Source organism: Campylobacter sp. RKI_CA19_01121, from assembly GCF_025771295.1.
Taxonomy (GTDB): Bacteria; Campylobacterota; Campylobacteria; order Campylobacterales; family Campylobacteraceae; genus Campylobacter_D.
Genome location: NZ_JAKMQA010000006.1, coordinates 1 through 20308 on the forward strand (window position 1 = coordinate 1; position 20308 = coordinate 20308).

Sequence of the window (20308 nt, forward strand, 5' to 3'; positions counted from 1 at the left end):
GAATATCCGAGTTTTAAAGCTCAAGCAAAAACTATAGATTATATAGATGATTTTAGCATTAAAGTAAGTGGCTTATTACCAAATTCCACTATTGATAAAATTACTGGAAGTAATGGAGTAAAAGCTAAAAAAGACAGCTTTAATGTTAATGAAAATGGTGAAGTTGTTTTAGAGTTTAGTAGTATTGGTGATTTTAGTGTTAAAGAAACTAATATAAGTTTTTATTATGTTGAGCATGTTGGAGAACAAAAAGTAGAATTTAAATTAGATCCTATTAGGTTTTTTGAGTATAAAATAGAGATAGAAGCTCCAGAACAAGTTGTAGAAGAAGGTTTTTTTGATGTTACTTTAAAAAATGGAAAGCCAAAGGCTGAGATAGAGTGGTTGAGTAGTCCTTTAATAACGCCTACTTCGCCACGAGATAATTATTTTAATGATAAAGGTGAAGCTCATGCTAAATATCATGTACTAGAAAACACAAATAATATTCAACAAATAATAGTTAAAACTTTAGGAGGAGATTTTAGAAAAAATGTGCGAGCTGTTTATAAAAAGCGCATTCGATTGCTTTTTGCTATGCCTTATAAAAATCCATATTTGGTTGGATTTTATCAAGGAAACGATAAATATGTCATACAAAGAAAAGCCATTCCAGAAGGTGGACATAATAATTTTGAAATTTATTTTGATGGTTTTGAGGATAAATTTATAGGAAATGAAATAACTGTAGAATGGGAAGGGTTTCTCCATGGTGGAATTTGTTACGGAAGAATACATAAAAGTATTACAGGACTATTTTACGATTTAGAGGATGCACATGATATTCATACTTTGGGTAATAGTATTGATTGTTATACTTCGTCTCCAATTCAAGTTGAAGATCCTCCGAAACATTCAAAAATTGTTATAAAATACGCTGGTCATGTTCAAGAAATTTCGGTGGAAAGATGGTATTAGGTTTTTATGGATAAATGAGTGGCTTTGGAGTTCTTATTTAGTGTTGGAAATGTTATAAGAAAAGAGTAGATGATATAAATAAGGCTTTTTCTTAAATGAAGTTAACAATATAGATACGCAAAAAAAGGATTATTTTGCCATTTTACAATTTTATGCAATTTCTATCTCTGTTAGCCCAGCTTTCAGAGGTAGATATTAAAACTCTTATGGAATATAAAGATTTATTATTAAAAGCATTATCATCTTTAAATGAATTAAAAACATTTGATATAAAAGAATGCACACGACTTATTAACACTCTTGAAGAAACTTTTTTAGATAAGCTTCAAATAGAAGAAAGCAAAAAGAAAGAAATTTGCAAAAATATCATCAAAATACTAAAAAATCATTGGAAAATGTTTTTTTGAAAATCAAGCTGTAATGCAAAACTAATAAGAAATAATAAAATTAAAATAAATATAAAATAATAATTAAATGGTGCCCGAGGTCGGACTCGAACCGACACAAGGTTGCCCTTACCAGATTTTGAGTCTGGCGCGTCTACCAGTTTCACCACTCGGGCTTTTTAAGATTTTAAATTAAAAATATAGAATGTGAAATTATACTAAAAAAAAAATTAAAGCAATATAAAAATATTTATATAGTAAATTAAAATATCTTTAAAATTGGAACTTTTTTTGCTTGTAAATAATTAAAAATTTATTTGCGGAGCAAGATAATGAGAATTAGTAACCAGTATACTTACTACACTTCTATACAAAACTACACGGATGGTCAGTCTTTACTTAATAAATATAATTTGCAATTACAAACAGGTCAACTTATACAGCACTCTTGGGAAAATGCCAATACTTATATCAATGGTTCAAGATTAGAATATGAGCTAGCTAATATAGGTCAGGTGATTGAAGGAACTCAATCAGCTATGGAAATGGCAAAAAACACTGATACGGCCTTGAAAAACATCACAGAACTTTTGGAAAAATTTAAAACACTTTTGGTAAAAGCTTCTAGTGATGGAAATTCTGAAACTTCAAGAGAGGCTATAGCAAAAGAGCTTAAGCTTATAAGAGATTCTATTGTGAATATCGCAAATACTAGTATTAATGGACAATATCTATTTGCAGGATCTAATACAGCTACAAAGCCTTTTGATAAATTTGGAAATTATACAGGCAATAAAGATAATATTTTTGTAGTAAGTGGTGCTGGCACGCAAATTCCTTATAATGTGCCTGGTTGGGATTTATTTTTTAAACCTGATTCAAATATAAGTAAAATTATCTCAACAAATGTTTCTATGATTGATGGAAGATATGATGTTAATTCTAACCCTGAGCAAAAAAAATATTTAGATGAAGAATCTAAATTTTCTTATCTTATAGGACAAAATTATGTACAAAATGGTGGGCTTGATCCAGATAAAGATTTTGATTATGCGGATAGTAAATTGCCTTTTCCAAGTTCATCAATGTATATTCAAGGTGTTAGACCTGATGGGACAAGTTTTAAGGCAACGATTAACATTGGTCCCGAAGATAAAATAGGTGATGTTTTAGAAAATATTGGTAAACTATATGGCAATACAGATGCAAACAAAGTTGTTGAAGTAACTATGAATGATAGTGGCCAAATTGAAATAAAAAATTTACAAGAAGGTAATAGTTCTTTAGATTTTCATGCAGTTGCCATGACACCACAACTTCAAGACGCAGAGCAAATCAAAGCCTTAAGTGAAGCTGCTCAAAGAGAAGGTATCAGCATGGATGAAGTTACCAACCGTATTATGCAAGCAGCGCATAATGGGGATTTAAATAACACTAGAAGTCCAGTAACTGTGGAAGTTGGTGGTGAGCAATTTACTGTTGATATTTACAAAACAGACTTTATAAAAAGCAATATCAATGGTAATAAAACCAATGGAGCTGATTTTGATGTACCTTTTGAAAAAGATGGCAATACTGTTTTTGGAAATGTTTCTCAAGTGATTAAAGGCACTAGTGAGTATGCTACTGATAGTACAAAATTAAGTGAAGTCGTTGCAAATGCTAATGGTAGCATGGATGGCCAACAACTTCAAATGGAAATCACTTCTAGAAGTGGTCAAAAATATAATGTAACTATTGATTTAGAAAATTCTACTGTAAGTTATCCTGATCCAAATAATCCGGGTCAAACCATAAGTTTTCCTATTACTCATTCTCAATATAATGAAGCAACTGGAACCTCAGTGGGCATGCAAACAAGACCTGAAGATATTACTTATGGTCAGTTAAATGATATTATAGGTATGTTTGCAAGCGATAATGTTCCTACAGCAACTATTACTCCAAATGCAAACGGAACTATTAATAATAATGATTTTCAAACTATCCAACAAGACATAGCTGATTCCAAGGGTTTTGTTGAAGTTAATATGGACTATAAAGGTCGTATAAGTATTACTGATAAATTTTCAACTAATACAAATATAGGTCTTACCATCAAAGATTCAAATTCAAATAGCGGCTTTCCCCCAGCAGGAGAAGTAAGTAATGGTTCAGGTTTTGTATTTAGTGCAAATAATTCTTTAACTATCGATGATCCAAATATTGATTTGATTAAAGATTTGGACGAGATGATAGATGCAGTTTTAAATGGTAGTATGAGGGCTGATTCAGAAGGAAGTGATCCTAGAAATACAGGTTTACAAGGCGCATTAGAAAGGATTGATCATTTACAAGATCATGTTAGAAAAATGCAAACAACCATAGGAGCTTATACTAACAATATAGAAGAAACAAACAAAAGAATGACTTTTTTAAATGTTAATGTTGCTTCTATAAAAAGCGGAGTGACTGATGCTGATTATGGGCAAACATATATGATGTTTATGCAAACTATGGTTTCTTATCAAGCTATGCTTTCAGCTACTTCTAAAATTTCTCAAATGAGTTTATTAAACTACTTATAATTTTTGATATAATAGCTTTTTTCTTTATAAAAGGATGTGTTATAAAAAAAGAAGCTATTTTTATCATTTCTAATGTTTTTATTTTTTATTTTTGTTTAAGTGCTTTGATACCTGATCAAGCTTTAGTAAGTATTATAGGATACTCTTTAGCAAAACTTAGTTATTTTTTATTTGGCTCATTGACTAAATTTTATCCTTTTGTCTTTTTTTGGTTTAATTATCTTTTATATAAAAATGATTATAACTTTGAACTTATTGAGCGTAGATTTAGTGTAGCTATCTTTACTTGCATTTTTGCTTCGCTTATTTTTGCTTCAGCATTTTTGCAAGATAAAGGTTATATAGCTTCTGCTATGTTTGTGATTTTAGATGGACTTTTTGGAAAAATAGGTAGCTTAATCTTGGTGATTTTGCTTTTAGCTTTTGCTTTTAGTATTTCTTTTCCGCAAATTATCAAAGAAGTGTTTAAAATAGATCTTGATTTTGATTTTTATTTAAAACTCGAAACTTTAATTAAAAATAAAATTTTTGGCTTTTTTGGTGGTGATAAGTATGAAAATGAAACCAAAGAAGAGCAAGAAAAACTTAAGCAAGAGCTTTTAATTAAAGAAAAAAAAGAAGAACTCGTTGAGAAAGAAGAGTTGCCAAAACAAGAGGTTCAAGAAAATAAAAAATTCAATCTTGAAGATTTGAAAAATCAAGAATTAGAAGAAGTGATAATTAGTGAAGAGGATAAAAAATTAAGCTCAAGTTATATTCATGAGCTTTCAGAGCCTATTGCAAGTTTTGCTCAAAAAGCTAGTCAAATAAATATAAAGGAAGATGAAATGACCCCTGAAGAGTATTTGTCAAAATATAAAAATAATAGTGAAGATATTTATACTCAAACTTTAAAAAGTAAAAATTTAGATGAGCCAAGTTATAAAAGACGTAATATGGACTTAAATGAAAACAAAGAAGAAGTGATAGAAGAAAATTCTTTATTTGCCAAAGAGCTTAAAGAGCGTGAGCAAATGCTGCAAAAAGCTAAATTGCTAGAAGAGTATAAAGCTTTACAAAAAGAAAAAATTTTAGAAGAACTTAATGAGGATTTTAAAAAAATTGAAGAATTAAATGCTATAGAAGCACAAAAAGAAGCTGAGTTTAAAAAAATTCAAAATAAAACTAGCTTTTTAGGGGTGAAAGATTTTAAAGATGAAGATTTTATTCCGCAAAATGAAGTAAAAGAACTTGATTTTAGTGAAGATGATTTTGCTAAGCCTGTTAGTATAGAAGAACTAAGAGGTAAAAGAAACTATGAAAGTCCTTTTGTGGTAGAAGAAGTACAAATTGAAGTTAAAGAAGAAAAAGTTCCATTTGAGATTACCCAAGAGCCTATAGTGGAAGTAATAGAAAACAAAACACACCATTCTATCGCTAATGAAGTGAGTGAAAATAAAGCCTTGTTGAAAGATCTTGACTTTGGAAATTTTGAAAAACCAAAAGATTTTTCTTTACCACCTTTAGATTTTTTAACCATGCCAAAAGAAGGTAAAAGTGAGATAAATGAAGAAGAGATTGATAGAAAAATTTATGATTTATTGGAAAAATTAAGACGTTTTAAAATAGGTGGTGATGTAGTTAGAACCTATACAGGTCCTGTTGTAACTACTTTTGAATTTCGTCCAGCAGCAGATGTTAAAGTAAGTAAAATTTTATCATTACAAGATGATTTAGCTATGGCTTTAAAAGCTCAAACTATAAGAATTCAAGCTCCGATTCCAGGTAAAGATGTAGTAGGGATTGAAGTACCAAATGAAAAAATTGATACGATTTACTTAAGGGAAATTTTAGAAAGTGAGGTATTTAAAAATTCTAGCTCACCTTTAACTATAGCTTTGGGTAAAGATATAGTAGGTGATCCTTTCATCACAGATCTAAAAAAACTTCCTCATCTTTTGATAGCAGGAACTACAGGAAGTGGTAAAAGTGTGGGTATAAATTCTATGCTTTTATCTTTGCTTTATAGAAATTCGCCAAAAACCTTAAGACTTATGATGATAGATCCTAAAATGCTTGAATTTAGTATTTATAATGATATTCCACATTTACTTACACCGGTAATTACTGATCCTAAAAAGGCGGTAAATGCTTTATCAAATATGGTAGCTGAAATGGAACGCAGGTATCGTTTGATGGCTGAAGCAAAAACTAAAAATATAGAAAATTACAATGAAAAAATCAAAGAACAAGGTGGAGAAATCTTACCATTTATTGTAGTGATTATCGATGAATTGGCTGATTTAATGATGACTGCGGGTAAGGATGTGGAGTTTTATATAGGTCGTTTAGCGCAAATGGCAAGAGCAAGTGGAATTCACTTAATCGTAGCTACACAACGCCCTTCAGTGGATGTTGTTACTGGGGTTGTAAAAGCAAATTTACCAAGTAGAATTTCTTATAAAGTAGGGCAAAAGATAGACTCTAAGGTTATTTTAGATTCTATGGGTGCTGAAAGCTTACTAGGGCGCGGGGATTGTTTATTTACCCCTCCTGGTATGAGTGGTTTAGTGCGTTTGCATGCACCTTTTGCAAGCGAAAATGAAATTGAAAATATAGTAGAGTTTTTAAAAGCTCAACAAGTAGTAGAATATGATGAGAGTTTTTTAAAAGATGACAGTCAAGATGGAGTTTATAAAAGAAGTGAATTTGATGATGGGGATTTAGATGAGCTTTATGAAGAAGCAAAGGCTGTGATTTTAGAAGATAGAAAAACTAGTATTTCTTATTTGCAAAGACGTTTGAAAATAGGCTACAACCGCGCAGCAAATATCATAGAACAACTTTCACAAACAGGTGTTTTAAGCGAACCTGATGCAAAAGGCCAAAGAGAAATTTTATAATCAATTTCTTATTGCCTTGTTATGATCTTTTAAAGTAGAGGTAAAAATATGCTTATTGGTTTTTTTATCTCTTACAAAGTATAAATATTCTGTTTTAGCAGGAAAAATAGCTGCCTTAATAGCTTCAAATGAAACATTACATACAGCTTCTTTTGGTATGCCATTAAATTTATAAGTATTGTAAGAACTATTATCTGATCTTATTCTTTGTGGAGTGATTTTTTCATGAGAGTATTTTCCATAATTTAATGTTCCATCCATTTGAAGCTTCATACCTTTTCTTAAACGATTTCTAATTACAGATGAAACTATAGGCATTTCTTCATTATTTGCTGCTTCTTTTTGTATAATGGAAGCTATGATGATATACTCATGCCATTTTTTTTCATTATATTCTCTAAAAATTTTATAAGAAAGTTTTTTAAATTCACTTACAGAGTAAGCCAAAAGATATTTTACCAAAAGCTCTTCTGTGATACCTTTTGGAATTTTATAAGTTTCAGGAAAAAGCATACCTTCTTTAAAAGGACTTTGTTTGTAAAATTCCTGCATTAAGATTTTAACATTTAAATTTAACTTCGGTGCTAATTCTTCAAAGAAAATTTCAGTCGTTTCTCCAGGAATTAAAGTAATAGTTTCAAGCGCTGCCTTAGCGACGGTAAGCTTATGTAAAAATTCAGCTCTATTTAGTTCTTTTGTGCCTATATTTATCCAGCCAGATTGTGGATGGCCCAAAAAATATAAAGTATATTTATCAATACTGCTCATTTTATAGTTATTTTTATCTAATTGCGTTATAATCTTGCTAACAGAACCTTGTGGTATAAAAACTACAGAGTTTGTTTTTATAGGTAAAAGTAGATAATAAAAAATGGATAAAAGAAAAATTAAAATCAAGTCACAACATATTAAAAAAATTCTTAAATTTTTAGCATTACCTATGATACTTTTCATTGCTTTGTTTATTTACCTCAAAAATGGAATTTATATAGAAAAATTAGAATTTTCTTCTATTAATTTAGAGAAATTATATATTAAATTAGATAAAAAACTCATTTTAAATGCTAAAAAAGTCGTAGTAAATTCTCAAAGTCAAAGTGCTCAAAATGAAACTAGCGCAAGTAAAGCTGTGCAGCTTACTAAAGATGTAAAATATATTTATTGGTTTTTTCAAGAAATCAATATTGATGAAATGTTTGTCAATAACTATCCTGTGGAGTTAATTTATAAAAATAATTTATTTTTTGTAAACAGCAAAAATCTTTTAGTAAAAGTGAATTTAAAAATTAGTGATAAAAATATACAAGCTAATATTGATAATTTTCTTTTAAAAGATCATAATCTTAGCATAATTGGCTCCTTGCTTATTAATCCTAAGACAAAATTTTATACTTTTAAAGGTAAAATCGATAGTGATTTTTTAAAAAGTGATGTTAAATTTTCACTCAAAAGAGAAGAGATTGCTTATGAATTAGAAAATATCAGTTCAAATAATATTTCGCAAATTTTTGATATTTTAGTAGAAAATGGAGTACATTTGCCTTCTAATCTTGCTCTTTGGGTGGGTGGTAAGGTAAAGGCTGATTTTTATTTTATAGAAAAATTAAGCGGTTTTGCAGACTTTGGAAAGCATAGATATTATTTAAACGATATCAATGCCAAAGGTTATGTAAATAATTTAAAAGTAGTTTTAGATAAAGGCATAGATCCTATCGTAAGTCCTTTTGTAAGACTTGAATTTACTAAACAAAGACTTGATTTTATTTATGATGATTTGCGTTTTAATAATTATGATTTAACTCAAAGTCAAATTTATATAGATAATATGTTAAATGAAAAAGCAGGAATTTATATACGTATTAAAAGTGATAATGCTAGAGCTGATTATAGGGTTAATAAAATTTTGCTTCTATATGATATAAAATTACCATTTTTACAAAATAATGGTGTCGCAAAGACTGATTTAACACTGAAAATTCCTTTTGATCATCCTGAGAAAATTACTTATAATGGTAGTTTTAATATTATTAATTCAAATATAAATATAAGTGATTTTAAGATAACTCAAGCAAATCTTACTTTAAAAAAAGATAAGCTAGATATACAAAATGTAAGCGTGCAAAGTAGTATGATTAATGGTGATTTTAATGCAAGTGTTGATTTGAAGCAAAAAAAAGGTGATTTTAAAACCTTTATAACAAACTTAGAACTACCACAAGAGAGCTTAAAAATGGAAAATAAATTTCTTGATTTAAGCCTTGATTTTGATAAAAATATTAGTTTATATAATAAAGAATTTACCACAACTTTAAATTTTGATCAAGGTATGTCTGTTTATGTTGAAAAACTTGCAAAATATAAAAATTATTCTAAATTAATGCAAAAAAATAAAGTGCATGATGGGGAATTATCTTTAAATACTTTAAATTTCCAAGATTTTAATGTAGATATTAATAATACTACTTTTGAATCATTTTTGCTCTATAAAGATAATAATCCTTATGAATATGATAGTTTTAATATAAAAATAAAAGGTAATGATTTTAATTTAACTAGTGTAAGTGGTAGTATTTTTGCACAAAAAGACAATGATGATGTAAATATTACTTTAAATAATATTAATTTATTGATTTCTCAGCAAGATACAGAAAATACTTTAGATACTCTTGAAAATTCAACTTATAATATTAGTGGTAAAAATATAGATTTGATTTTAAAAGATTTTAATAAAACCTTAGATTTTGATCAATTTGACGCTAAAATTAAAAAAGATTCCGTAAAAGCTTGGGCAAATAGAAATGAATCTAGATTTGATTTTTTGTTTAAAGAAAATCAAATGCAAATTAGAGCTTTAAAAATGGATGATGATTTTCTAAACACCTTTATGCGCCAAAATGTTTTTGAAAAAGGTGAGTTTAATCTTTATGTAGATGGCAATAGTACTGATTTTTTCAAAGGTAAGTTCTTATTTAAAGATACTTATTTAAAAGATTTGAAATTTCATCAACAGCTTTTAAGTTTTATTGATACCATACCTAGTTTAATTTTATTTAAGGCGCCTACCTTTAATGAAAAAGGCTTTAGTGTTGAAAATGCTGGTATAAGTTTTAATCGTAAAAAAGATCTTTTTGAAATAGACGCACTTAATTTTAATGGTGATAGTGCAGATGTGTTAGGTCAAGTTAAAATCAATTTAAGAAGCAATCAAGTGGATGGTTTATTAGAACTTAGAACGCTAAAATCAGCCAGTTCGGTTATTTCCAAAGTTCCAATTATCAATCAAATTATATTAGGTAAAGATAGGCAAATTAGTACACAAATTAAATTAAGCGGAACAGTGGATGAACCTGAATTTAAGACCCAGCTTATTGCACAAAGCTTGCAACTTCCTTATCATTTAATTAAAAATATTTTTGAATTACCAGCTAATTTAGTGAAATAAACGCAAAAAGGAGAAAAAATGAAAATCACTATCATAGGCGCAGGAAATGTTGGTGTAAGTACTGCTTATGCTTTGATTTTAAGAGAGTTGGTTGATGAGCTTGTTTTGATTGATATTAATAAAGATTTGCTTTTTGCTAGAGAATTGGAATTAAGTCAGAGCATAGCTGCTTTTAATTTTGATATTAAAATAACTTGCACGGATGATTATGCGCACTCAAAAGATTCTCAAGTGGTTGTTTTTAGTGCGGGAGTAGCTAGAAAAGAAGGTCAAAGTAGGGATGAGCTTTTTGCTATTAATGCTAAAATTATGCTTGAGTGTGCCAATAATATTAAAAAATTTAACAACGATCCTTTGTTTATTATAGTAAGCAATCCTGTAGATTTTTTACTGGATGCTCTTTATGAAAGTAAATTATTTTCATCAAAGAAAATCATTGCTATGGCAGGCGTTTTGGATAATGCTAGATTTAAATATGAAGTGGGTAAAAAACTAAATATAAAAACTTCTTATATAGATACTAAGCTTATAGGTTTTCACAATGATAGCATGGTTTTAGTAAAATCTCAAAGTAAAGTTCAAAACAAAGCATTAAATGAGGTTTTAAATGAATATGATCTTGCTCAAATAGAACAAGAAGTTAAAACAGGTGGTGCTAAAATTATAAAATATTTAAAAACTTCAGCATATTTAGCCCCTGCAAGTGCTTGTGTGAGGATGATAGAGGCTTTAAAAAGTGGAGAATTTTTACCAATATGTGTGATTTTAGATGGAGAATACGGCATAAAAGAAAAAGCTTTTGGTGCTATGGCAAGGATAAGTCTTGATGGGGTGCTTGAAATTTTGGAGTTAAAATTAGACGATCAAGAACAAATTGCATTAGAAAATTCTCTCATTCAATATAATTATAAATAATTTTTAGGAGTTTTTTACTCCTAATGTTACTTTGCGTTATAAATACCTATTTGTTTTACTTTATATCTTAAATAATATTTACTCATGCTATAAATTCGCTATAATAAAAAGTTTGTTTTAAAAATAACTTTTGATAAAAAATCATTAAAAATAACAAAAAATTAGAAAGGAATTTTAATGGTAGCCCCAGAAAATACACCGGTTTGGGTTGATGAAGCAAGATGTAAAGCTTGTAATATCTGTGTTAGCTATTGTCCAGCTGGAGTTTTAGCAATGAGAGATGAAATCAGTGCAGTTTTAGGACAGATGATAGAAGTGGTTCATCCTGATTCTTGTATAGGCTGTAGTGAATGTGAAAGTCACTGCCCTGATTTTGCAATTTTTGTTGCAAAAAGAGATGAGTTTAAATTTGCAAAGCTTACGCCAGAAGCCAAAGAAAGAGCACAAGCTGTTAAAGAAAATAAATATAAAAAATTAAACGCATAGGAAAAACAATGAGAGAAGTGATATCAACAGGTAATGTTTTAGTAGCAAAAGCTGCGATTGATTGTGGCTGTAAATTTTTTGGTGGTTATCCAATTACCCCAAGTTCTGAAATAGCACATGAATTAAGCCATATGCTACCAAAAAATGATGGTACTTTTATACAAATGGAAGATGAAATTTCAGGTATTAGTGTGGCTTTGGGTGCTTCTATGAGTGGTGTTAAGTCTATGACAGCAAGTAGTGGACCTGGAATTTCTTTAAAAGCTGAGCAAATTGGTTTGGGTTTTATAGCTGAAATTCCACTAGTAATTGTAAATGTTATGAGAGGTGGTCCATCAACTGGTCTTCCAACAAGAGTTGCACAAGGAGATTTATTTCAAGCAAAAGCTCCAACACACGGAGATTATGCAAGTATAGCTTTAGCTCCTGCTTCATTGGAAGAAGCTTACACTGAAACTATTAGAGCTTTTAATTTAGCTGAAAAATACATGACTCCGGTATTTTTGCTTTTAGATGAAACCATAGGACATATGAATGGTAAGGCTAAATTACCTGATTTAGAAGAATTAGAAATTATTAACCGTAAAAAATTTACAGGAGATAAAAAAGATTATAAACCTTATGCGGCAGGGGAAAATGAAGCTGCTACACTAAATCCTTTCTTTGAAGGTTATCGTTATCATATCACAGGACTTCATCATGGAGATATAGGTTTTCCAACCGAAGATGGAGCGATAGTAGATAAAAATATGAAAAGATTGTTTGGTAAGATTAAAAATAATACCGATGAAATTTGTACTTATGAAGAGTTTATGTGTGATGATGCGCAGTTTTTAATCATTGCTTATGGAAGCGTTGCAAGATCTGCTAAAGAAGCTATCTTAAGACTTAGAGAAGAGGGTTTAAAAGTAGGGCTTTTTAGACCTATCACACTTTATCCAGTAGCTGAGAAAAAAATAGCTCAAGTGGTATCTAAATTTGAAAAAGTTATGGTAAGTGAGCTTAATATGGGGCAATATTTAGAAGAAATTCAAAGAGCAAGCAAAAGAGATGATTTTATTAGCTTACACCGTGCAAATGGTCGCCCTATAACCCCAAGTGAAATTATTGCTAAAGTAAAGGAGAATATGTAAAATGGCTTTTAATTACGATGAATATTTAAGAGTGGATAAACTTCCAACACAATGGTGCTGGGGTTGTGGGGATGGAGTTGTTTTAAAAGCTATTATTAGGGCCATTCAAAAACTTGGCTGGAATATGGATGATGTTTGCTTAGTTTCAGGTATAGGTTGTAGTGGTAGAATGAGTTCTTATGTAAATTGTAATACAGTGCATACTACCCATGGTAGAGCTATTGCTTATGCAACAGGGATTAAACTGGCAAACCCTAAAAAACATGTAATCGTAGTAAGTGGAGATGGTGATACTTTAGCAATTGGTGGAAATCACACTATCCATGGATGTAGAAGAAATATAGATTTAACTCATATTTTAATTAATAATTTTATTTATGGTCTTACAAATTCACAAACTTCACCAACTACTCCACAAGGCTTTTACACTGTTACTGCTCAAGCGGGTAATATAGATCCAAATTTTGACGCTTGTGAGCTTACTAAAGCTGCTGGGGCTTCTTTTGTAGCAAGAACAAATGTTATTGAGGCAAATAAACTTGAAAATATCATTTTTAAAGCTTTATCACACAAAGGTTATAGTTTTGTAGATGTATTTTCAAACTGCCATATTAATCTTGGTAGAAAAAATAAAATGGGTGAAGTTGTAAGCATGCTTGATTGGATTAAAAATCGTTGTGTGGATAAGTCTAAATTTGAACAATTAGACTATGAGCAAAGAGCAGATAAATTCCCTACAGGAATTTTGCATCAAGATGAAAGCAAGGCAGAATATTGTGAGGCTTATGAAGAAGTTAGAAGAGCCTTGAAAGAAAAAAGAATGGTTGATTTAGGAGCATTAAAATGAAATATCAATTAAGATTTTGCGGTGAAGGTGGACAAGGGGTTATCACTGCAGGTGAAATTCTAGCTAAAGCCGCCATTAAAGAAGGGCGCAATGCTTTTAAAGCTTCTACTTATACTTCTCAAGTTAGAGGTGGACCAACTAAGGTTGATATTATCATTGATGAAAGTGAAATCTTTTTTCCTTATGCAGTAGAAGGTGAAGTTAGTTTTATGCTTTCAACTGCTGATAAGGGTTATCATAGTTTCAAAGATGGTGTTTGTGATGGTGGAGTTATAGTTGTAGAGCCAAATTTAGTTCACCCAAGCAAAGAAGATTATGCTAGATGGAAAATTTTTGAAATTCCTATTATTACTATAGCTAAAGAAGAAGTAGGTAATGTAGCCACTCAATCAGTTGTTGCTTTAGCTATAGCTGCTTATATGAGCAAATGTATTGATATTGATGCATTAAAACAAACTATGCTTGATATGGTACCTGCAAAAACTAAAGAAGCAAATGCAAAAGCTTTTGATTTAGGTATAGAATACGCTAAAAAAGCACAAGTAGTTTCTTGATTTTTCAAGAAACTCTCCTTATAAAATAATATTTATTAAATTATCGTTATAATATTTTCCATTTTAAGCAAAAAGGTAAAATAATGAAAGAGCTAAATGGCTCGCAAATGATTTGTGAAGCATTAAAAGAAGAAAATGTTAAAGTAGTTTTTGGTTATCCTGGTGGTGCGGCTTTAAATATATATGATGAAATTTATAAGCAAACTCATTTTAAACACATTCTAGTTAGACACGAGCAAGCAGCCTTGCATAGTGCTGATGCTTATGCTAGAATGAGTGGTGAGGTTGGTGTGGCAGTAGTTACAAGTGGACCTGGTTTTACCAATACAGTTACAGGCTTGGCTACTGCTTATAGTGATTCTATACCTTTAGTTTTAATTTCAGCTCAAGTTGCAAATTCTTTAATAGGAACCGATGCTTTTCAAGAAATCGATGCTATAGGTATTTCAAGGCCTTGCGTAAAACATAATTATTTAGTAAAAAATATTGAAGAATTACCTAAAATTTTAAAAGAAGCTTTTTATATTGCAACCACAGGTAGAAAAGGGCCTGTGCATATTGATATACCTAAAGATGTTACTGCAGCTATAGGTAAATGGCATTATCCTAAAGAAATTTCTATGAAAACTTACAAGCCAACCTATAAAGGAAATATTAAGCAAATTAAAAAATTGGTAAGTTTGATTAAAAATGCTCAAAAACCTTTATTTTACCTAGGTGGAGGTTGTGTAGCTTCTAATGCTAGTGATGATTTAAGAGAATTAATTCATTTTTGTCAAATTCCTGCAGTTGAAACCTTGATGGCTTTAGGGACTTTAAGAAGTGATGATGAGCTTAATTTAAAAATGGCAGGTATGCATGGGAGCTATTGTGCAAATATTGCTTTAAGTGAGTGTGATTTGCTCATTGCTGTGGGTGCTAGGTTTGATGATAGGATTACTGGTAAAACAAGTGAGTTTGCCAAGGGTGCAAAAATCGTTCATATTGATATAGATCCAAGCTCTATTTCTAAAATCATCGAAGCGCATTTTCCTATAGTTGGGGATATTAAAAGTGTTATTTTAGATACCTTAGAAGAATTAAAAAAAGAAAGTTTTGATAATACAAAATACCAAGAATGGTTTAAAACTTTACAAAGATATCAGCAGTTATATCCTTTAATCTATGAAGATAGTGATGAAGTTTTAAAACCTCAATGGGTTATAGAAGAATGCGCTAGATTAGCTCCTGATGCAAGGATAATTACTGATGTAGGACAACATCAAATGTGGGTAGCGCAATTTTATCCTTTTAATTATGCAAGACAACTTGCAACAAGCGGTGGGCAAGGAACTATGGGTTATTCTTTACCAGCTGCACTTGGAGCTAAATTAGCTGTGGGTGAAGAAGTGGTGGTAAATTTCGTAGGCGATGGTTCTTTTTTAATGAATATACAAGAGCTAATGACAGCAAGTGCTTATGGAATTAAAGTGATTAATATCATTTTAAATAATTCTTTTTTAGGCATGGTAAGACAATGGCAAAGTATGTTTTATAAAGAAAGATTTTCTAATACAGATTTAACAAGTCAACCTGATTTTATTACTATTGCTAAAGGTTTTCATTGCGAGGGTTGCAATGTCTCTAACAAAGAAGAATTTCAAAAAGCTTTCAAAGCAGCCTTAGAATCTAAAAAAACTTGTGTTTTAAATGTAGCTATAGATCGTTATGAAGATGTATTGCCTATGGTACCTGCAGGTGGAGCTATTTATAATATGATTTTACCTAGCTATAAAAACAAGGATAAAAAATGAAAAGAAGAGTAATTTCTGTCATTGTGTTAAATGAGCATGGGGTATTATCACGCGTTGTTGGACTTTTTTCGGGGCGTGGTTATAATATAGAATCTCTTACAGTTGCACCACTTGATGATAAAGAATTCTCAAGGATAAATATCGTTACTTTAGGCGGTGAAAAAGTTTTTGAGCAAATCATAAAACAACTTCACAAACTCATACCTACTTATAAGGTAATTGATTCTAGTGATTTTATAGAAAAAGAAACAGCTTTGGTAAAGATTGCTTTAAATGAAAATTTTGCAGGCTTAGATGCCATATTAAAAGCTTATAATGGCAGTGTAACTTATAGTGATGATGAGTTTATTATAGTAATGGCAAGTGATGATGCAAAAAATATCGATAACTTTTTAAAAACTATGAAAAAGTATAATCCTATTAGTGTAGTTAGAAGTGGTTCTATTTTAATGGAGGTAAAATGAAAATTAGTGAAATTGCTAAATTTTTAGGTATAGAATATTGTGGAGAAGATATAGAAATTACAGCTTTAAATTCATTAAATAATGCAAGTTTTACTGAACTTAGTTATTGTGATGGAGAAAAAAACTCTAAAAAAATCGCAAGTAGTGGAGCTGGGGCTATATTAATCTCAAAAGAATTTGAAAATTTAGTTTCAAAAGATTGCATTAAGTTAGTCGTTGATAATCCACATTTATCTTTTGCACTTTTAAGTAAGCTTTTTGCTAAACCTTTAATTTCTAGTGAAAAAAAACAATCAAATATTGCCAAAAGTGCTAAGATTATGCCAAATGTTTATATAGGCGAAAATGTCCAAATAGCTGATCATGTAGTGATAATGGCAGGTGCTTATATAGGCGATAATGTAAGTATAGGTGAATATACTATAATCCATCCAAATGTTGTGATTTATAATGACACTAAAATAGGTAAAAAATGCCATTTGCTGGCAAATTGTGTTATAGGTAGTGATGGTTTTGGTTATGCGCATACAAAAAATGGCGAGCATTATAAGATTTATCATAATGGAAATGTTATTTTAGAAGATTTTGTAGAAGTTGGAGCTTGCACGACTATTGATAGAGCAGTTTTTGAAAGTACTATCATAAAGCAAGGTACAAAGATTGATAACCTCGTTCAAGTAGGACATAATTGTGAAATAGGGGAGAATTGTCTTATAGTAGCTCAAAGTGGAATTTCAGGCTCAAGTATTTTAGGTAAAAATGTTACTATGGGTGGACAAAGTGCTACAAGCGGGCATTTAGAAATAGGAGATTTTGCTACCATAGCCGCAAGAGGCGGGGTCACTAAAAATTTAGAAGGTGCTAGGGTTTATGGTGGTTTTCCTATCATGCTTCAAAAAGATTGGCTAAAATTTCAAGCAAAAATTATCACAGCTTTTAGGGATAAACATGAGTAAAAAAGTATTTAAAACTATAGAATTACATGGTAGTAAAAGTGGAGAAATAAGCCTTTGTAATCTTTCTAATCCTTATGGTATAGGAAGCAATGATGTCTTAAGTATAGGTGTGGCTTTAAAAAAGGAAAATGGAATAGATTGGAAAGTTCATATTCCTTATGAAAATTTAAAAGATCTTATCCTAGCACTTCAAGAAATAGAAAAAAGCAAAGCCTAGTTTAGAAACTAGGCGTATTTAAATCCCGTTTTCTTCCTGCGCTAATAATTAAAACAAAATTAAGCACAATCAAAACATATATAAAAGTTGGTATAGGGAAGGCGTCGCCATTTGCATAAGAATGAAGTCCAGAAAGGTAAAAATTTACTCCAAAATAAGTCATTAATATACTATAAAAGGCTAAAACGCTAGCACTTGCAAAAACAAAAATAAAATAAGTTTTGAAAATAAATCTTAAGTGTAATACCATGGTATAAACTACAATAGAAATCAAAGCCCAAGTTTCTTTTGGATCCCAACCCCAATATCTTCCCCAGCTTTCATTAGCCCAAACTCCGCCTAAAAAATTTCCTATTGTAAGCATTGCAAGCCCTATTATCATAGACATTTCATTAACGCAGTGTAGTTTGGTGATATTTAAATCTATATTTTTATTTTTACTTCTTAAAGTAAAAAGAATTAAACTCAAAATCCCTATAATAAAACAAAGTGCTAAAAATCCATAGCTTGCTGTTATAATCGATACATGAATATTAAGCCAATATGATTTTAAAACAGGTATTAGATTTCCAATTTGAGGATCCATAAAGCCAAGATGAGCTACAAAAAGTGAAATACCTGCTAAAAAGCTCGCACTACATAAAGCCAAAAGTGATTTTTTAAAAAATATCACAGCGCTTATCGCACAAGCAAAAGCTATGTAAATCATACTTTCATAAGCATTACTCCAAGGAGCATGCCCACCTACATACCAACGAATGATTAAAGCTAGCGCATGTATGATTACACACATACTTAAAATGATGTAAAAAAATCTATACACAAAGGCAGATAAAGAAATATTTTTTAATATAGTATAAAAACTTAAAAAGAAAAAAACTAACGCAAAGCTAATATAAACAAAAGTTAGATTATCAAAGATATTATAATGATTAAGCAGTATTTCAAGATCTAATCTTTCTTTTGGTGGTAAAACACTGCTTCCATAATGATTTTGAAAGTCTTTTAAGGATTGTAAAATTTCATTTGCATCTTGCCATTGATTATTTTCAACACCATTACGAACTTGTAAAAAATAGCTAACTAAAAGCATTTGTAAACGCTCTACATCTTCTTTTGCAAAAGGTAAAATTTGCACCGGAGAATACCACTTTAAACTTTGCTCATTAATATCAGGAAAAATAGTTAAAGCTTGACCACTATAAATATAATATGTATGATTTATTTTTTCATCTAAGGCTAGCAAATCTTTATCAAAGCTAGTTCTTAGTGAGGGCTTTTTGCGGTTAGCTTCCTCAACATAATTACTCAGTTTATATATCCCATTATCAAACACATCATCAAATGCTATGTATTTTTCGTTTATATCTGTGCCTATTAATTCTCTTAGCTTGCTTGTTTTTGTAGCTATCATTTTGATTTTTCTAAATTCTTTAGGATAAATCATCATTGCAAGAAAAATTTGATCATAGTGAAGATTTAAAAATTTTTCTTTTTGAGTGATTTTATAAACAAATTCCATTGCCAAAGTATCTAAAGGTTTGATTCTACCATTATGATCTTGTACAAGTAATTTTGCAAAATTTAAAGAATGTTCATAGGAATTTTTTTGCAAATTTGAGATTAAATTTAAAATTTCATTTTTATTTTCTTGTGCAAAAAGTGGAGTTTGTAAATTTGCAAAAAGCAAAATAAACAATACAAAACTTTGGCCTTTTTTTAAATAAACACTTAAACGATGAAATCTTGAGTTTTTGTCAAATAAAACCCATAAAAATCCTAAAATTAATAAAGTATAACCTATATAAGTAGGAATTTTACCAGGATCTTTATTGACTGAAAGTATGGTGCCTTTCTCATCTTGATCATAAGAGCTTTGAAAAAATCTATATCCACCATAATCAAGAACATTATTCATAAAAATATCATAATCTAACTCAATATTGTTTTGCTTATCTATGATTTGAATTTTTGAAGTATAAGAAGATGGACTCATAGAGCCTAAATAACGCTCTAGTATAAAATCTTTTAAGTGTAATGCAAAAGGAAGTTTGATTTCTTTGGGCCCCCAATTGATAGTAAAATCTTTTCCCTGTAAGTTAAAATGCACTACTTGTTTGTTTGTAAAATTTGGATTTAAGATTATTTGTGTATTTGCTTTTTGATAATTAATGTTTAATTTTAAGCTAGCAGGTGTGATAGAGTCTTTTTGTGGAGTGTATTTGATAGAGCTTATGATTAATTTTTCGCCATTTAAGTCTATAGTTTTTTCAAAATGCTTTTGAGTTAGTGGGGTAAAGCTAATAGGAAATTCAAAACTAGCATTAGTATCAAAATCAGTAATTTTTATAAATTCTTCTCTAGTAACTATGGTGTTAGAATTTTGATTTTCTCTTATATGCATTCCACCTTCTAAGCCAAAATATCTAGTAAGTCCAGCACCGATTAAAATCACTATAAAAGATAAATGCAAAAGCAAGATAGAGTATTTTTTCTTTTGAAAAAGCTTGTTATAAAATATCACTCCGATTAAATTTAAACCTAGTAATAAATGCAACATATCAAACCAAGCATTATTATAAATCAAAGCTTTAGCTGCGCTAATACCAAAATCATTTTCTATAAAGGTCGCCACAGCACAAGCTATGGCGTATATGCTCATTAGTAAAAAACTCATCGCAAAAGAAAAAAAATACTGCATTTTTAACC

General features: G+C 29.9%; 16 protein-coding genes and 1 tRNA gene. 14 read left to right on the forward strand and 3 right to left on the reverse strand.

Annotated features, from left to right (window positions below):
- Positions 1-957, forward strand: a 957-nt coding sequence (locus L8T90_RS03915) for a hypothetical protein (RefSeq protein WP_263736783.1), incomplete at its 5' end; no start/stop codon positions are given.
- Between the two features lie 134 nt (positions 958-1091).
- A complete protein-coding gene (locus L8T90_RS03920; RefSeq protein WP_263708419.1) occupies positions 1092-1364 on the forward strand; it encodes a hypothetical protein in 273 nt (90 codons plus the stop codon).
- Between the two features lie 68 nt (positions 1365-1432).
- On the opposite strand, the gene L8T90_RS03925 is transcribed toward L8T90_RS03920, so the two are convergent.
- Positions 1433-1519: transfer RNA gene (locus L8T90_RS03925), tRNA-Leu, on the reverse strand.
- 156 nt (positions 1520-1675) lie between these two features.
- On the opposite strand from L8T90_RS03925, the gene flgL reads away from it, so the two are divergent.
- On the forward strand, positions 1676-3910 hold the full coding sequence (gene flgL / locus L8T90_RS03930) for a flagellar hook-associated protein FlgL (protein WP_263736784.1): 2235 nt from the start codon (positions 1676-1678) through the stop codon (positions 3908-3910).
- A 353-nt stretch (positions 3911-4263) separates the two neighbouring features.
- A complete protein-coding gene (locus tag L8T90_RS03935) occupies positions 4264-6792 on the forward strand; it encodes a DNA translocase FtsK (protein WP_412174998.1) in 2529 nt (842 codons plus the stop codon).
- Here the strand turns inward: L8T90_RS03935 and mltG are convergent, their stop codons facing one another.
- Positions 6793-7746 carry an endolytic transglycosylase MltG gene (gene mltG / locus L8T90_RS03940; protein WP_263736785.1) on the reverse strand — a complete coding sequence of 318 codons (954 nt, stop codon included), beginning with the start codon at positions 7744-7746 and terminating at the stop codon, positions 6793-6795.
- Between mltG and L8T90_RS03945 the strand changes: the two genes are divergently transcribed.
- The 10 genes from L8T90_RS03945 (at position 7733) to L8T90_RS03990 (ending at position 17599) form a co-directional block, all read left to right on the forward strand.
- Positions 7733-10234, forward strand: coding sequence for an AsmA-like C-terminal domain-containing protein (locus L8T90_RS03945; RefSeq protein WP_263736786.1), 2502 nt, complete (start codon positions 7733-7735; stop codon positions 10232-10234). The genes mltG and L8T90_RS03945 overlap by 14 nt on opposite strands.
- Positions 10235-10252: 18 nt before the next feature.
- Positions 10253-11149 (forward strand): malate dehydrogenase, encoded by an 897-nt coding sequence (locus L8T90_RS03950; RefSeq protein ID WP_263736787.1) that lies wholly within the window; start codon positions 10253-10255, stop codon positions 11147-11149.
- Between the two features lie 171 nt (positions 11150-11320).
- A complete protein-coding gene (locus tag L8T90_RS03955; protein ID WP_039668439.1) occupies positions 11321-11635 on the forward strand; it encodes a 2-oxoglutarate:acceptor oxidoreductase, delta subunit in 315 nt (104 codons plus the stop codon).
- A gap of 8 nt (positions 11636-11643) precedes the next feature.
- Positions 11644-12768, forward strand: coding sequence for a 2-oxoglutarate synthase subunit alpha (locus tag L8T90_RS03960; RefSeq protein ID WP_263736788.1), 1125 nt, complete (start codon positions 11644-11646; stop codon positions 12766-12768).
- Between the two features lies 1 nt (position 12769).
- A complete protein-coding gene (locus tag L8T90_RS03965) occupies positions 12770-13615 on the forward strand; it encodes a 2-oxoglutarate ferredoxin oxidoreductase subunit beta (protein WP_263736789.1) in 846 nt (281 codons plus the stop codon).
- Positions 13612-14169: a 2-oxoglutarate:acceptor oxidoreductase, gamma subunit gene (locus tag L8T90_RS03970; protein WP_039626146.1), complete on the forward strand. Its 558-nt coding sequence runs from the start codon at positions 13612-13614 to the stop codon at positions 14167-14169. Before L8T90_RS03965 ends, L8T90_RS03970 begins: the two co-directional genes overlap by 4 nt.
- A gap of 83 nt (positions 14170-14252) precedes the next feature.
- A complete protein-coding gene (locus L8T90_RS03975) occupies positions 14253-15962 on the forward strand; it encodes an acetolactate synthase large subunit (protein WP_263736790.1) in 1710 nt (569 codons plus the stop codon).
- Positions 15959-16426 carry an acetolactate synthase small subunit gene (gene ilvN, locus L8T90_RS03980; RefSeq protein WP_263736791.1) on the forward strand — a complete coding sequence of 156 codons (468 nt, stop codon included), beginning with the start codon at positions 15959-15961 and terminating at the stop codon, positions 16424-16426. The genes L8T90_RS03975 and ilvN overlap by 4 nt, the downstream gene beginning before the upstream one ends.
- Complete coding sequence (gene lpxD, locus L8T90_RS03985) at positions 16423-17382, forward strand: UDP-3-O-(3-hydroxymyristoyl)glucosamine N-acyltransferase (protein WP_263663279.1); 960 nt, start codon at positions 16423-16425, stop codon at positions 17380-17382. Before ilvN ends, lpxD begins: the two co-directional genes overlap by 4 nt.
- Positions 17375-17599, forward strand: coding sequence for a hypothetical protein (locus L8T90_RS03990; protein ID WP_039618362.1), 225 nt, complete (start codon positions 17375-17377; stop codon positions 17597-17599). The genes lpxD and L8T90_RS03990 overlap by 8 nt, the downstream gene beginning before the upstream one ends.
- Before the next feature lies 1 nt (position 17600).
- Here L8T90_RS03990 and ccsA read toward each other — a convergent pair whose 3' ends face one another.
- The gene (ccsA, locus tag L8T90_RS03995; protein WP_263736792.1) at positions 17601-20300 is read right to left on the reverse strand and encodes a cytochrome c biogenesis protein; all 2700 of its coding nucleotides are present in this window, start codon (positions 20298-20300) and stop codon (positions 17601-17603) included.
- Between the last annotated feature and the right edge of the window lie 8 nt (positions 20301-20308).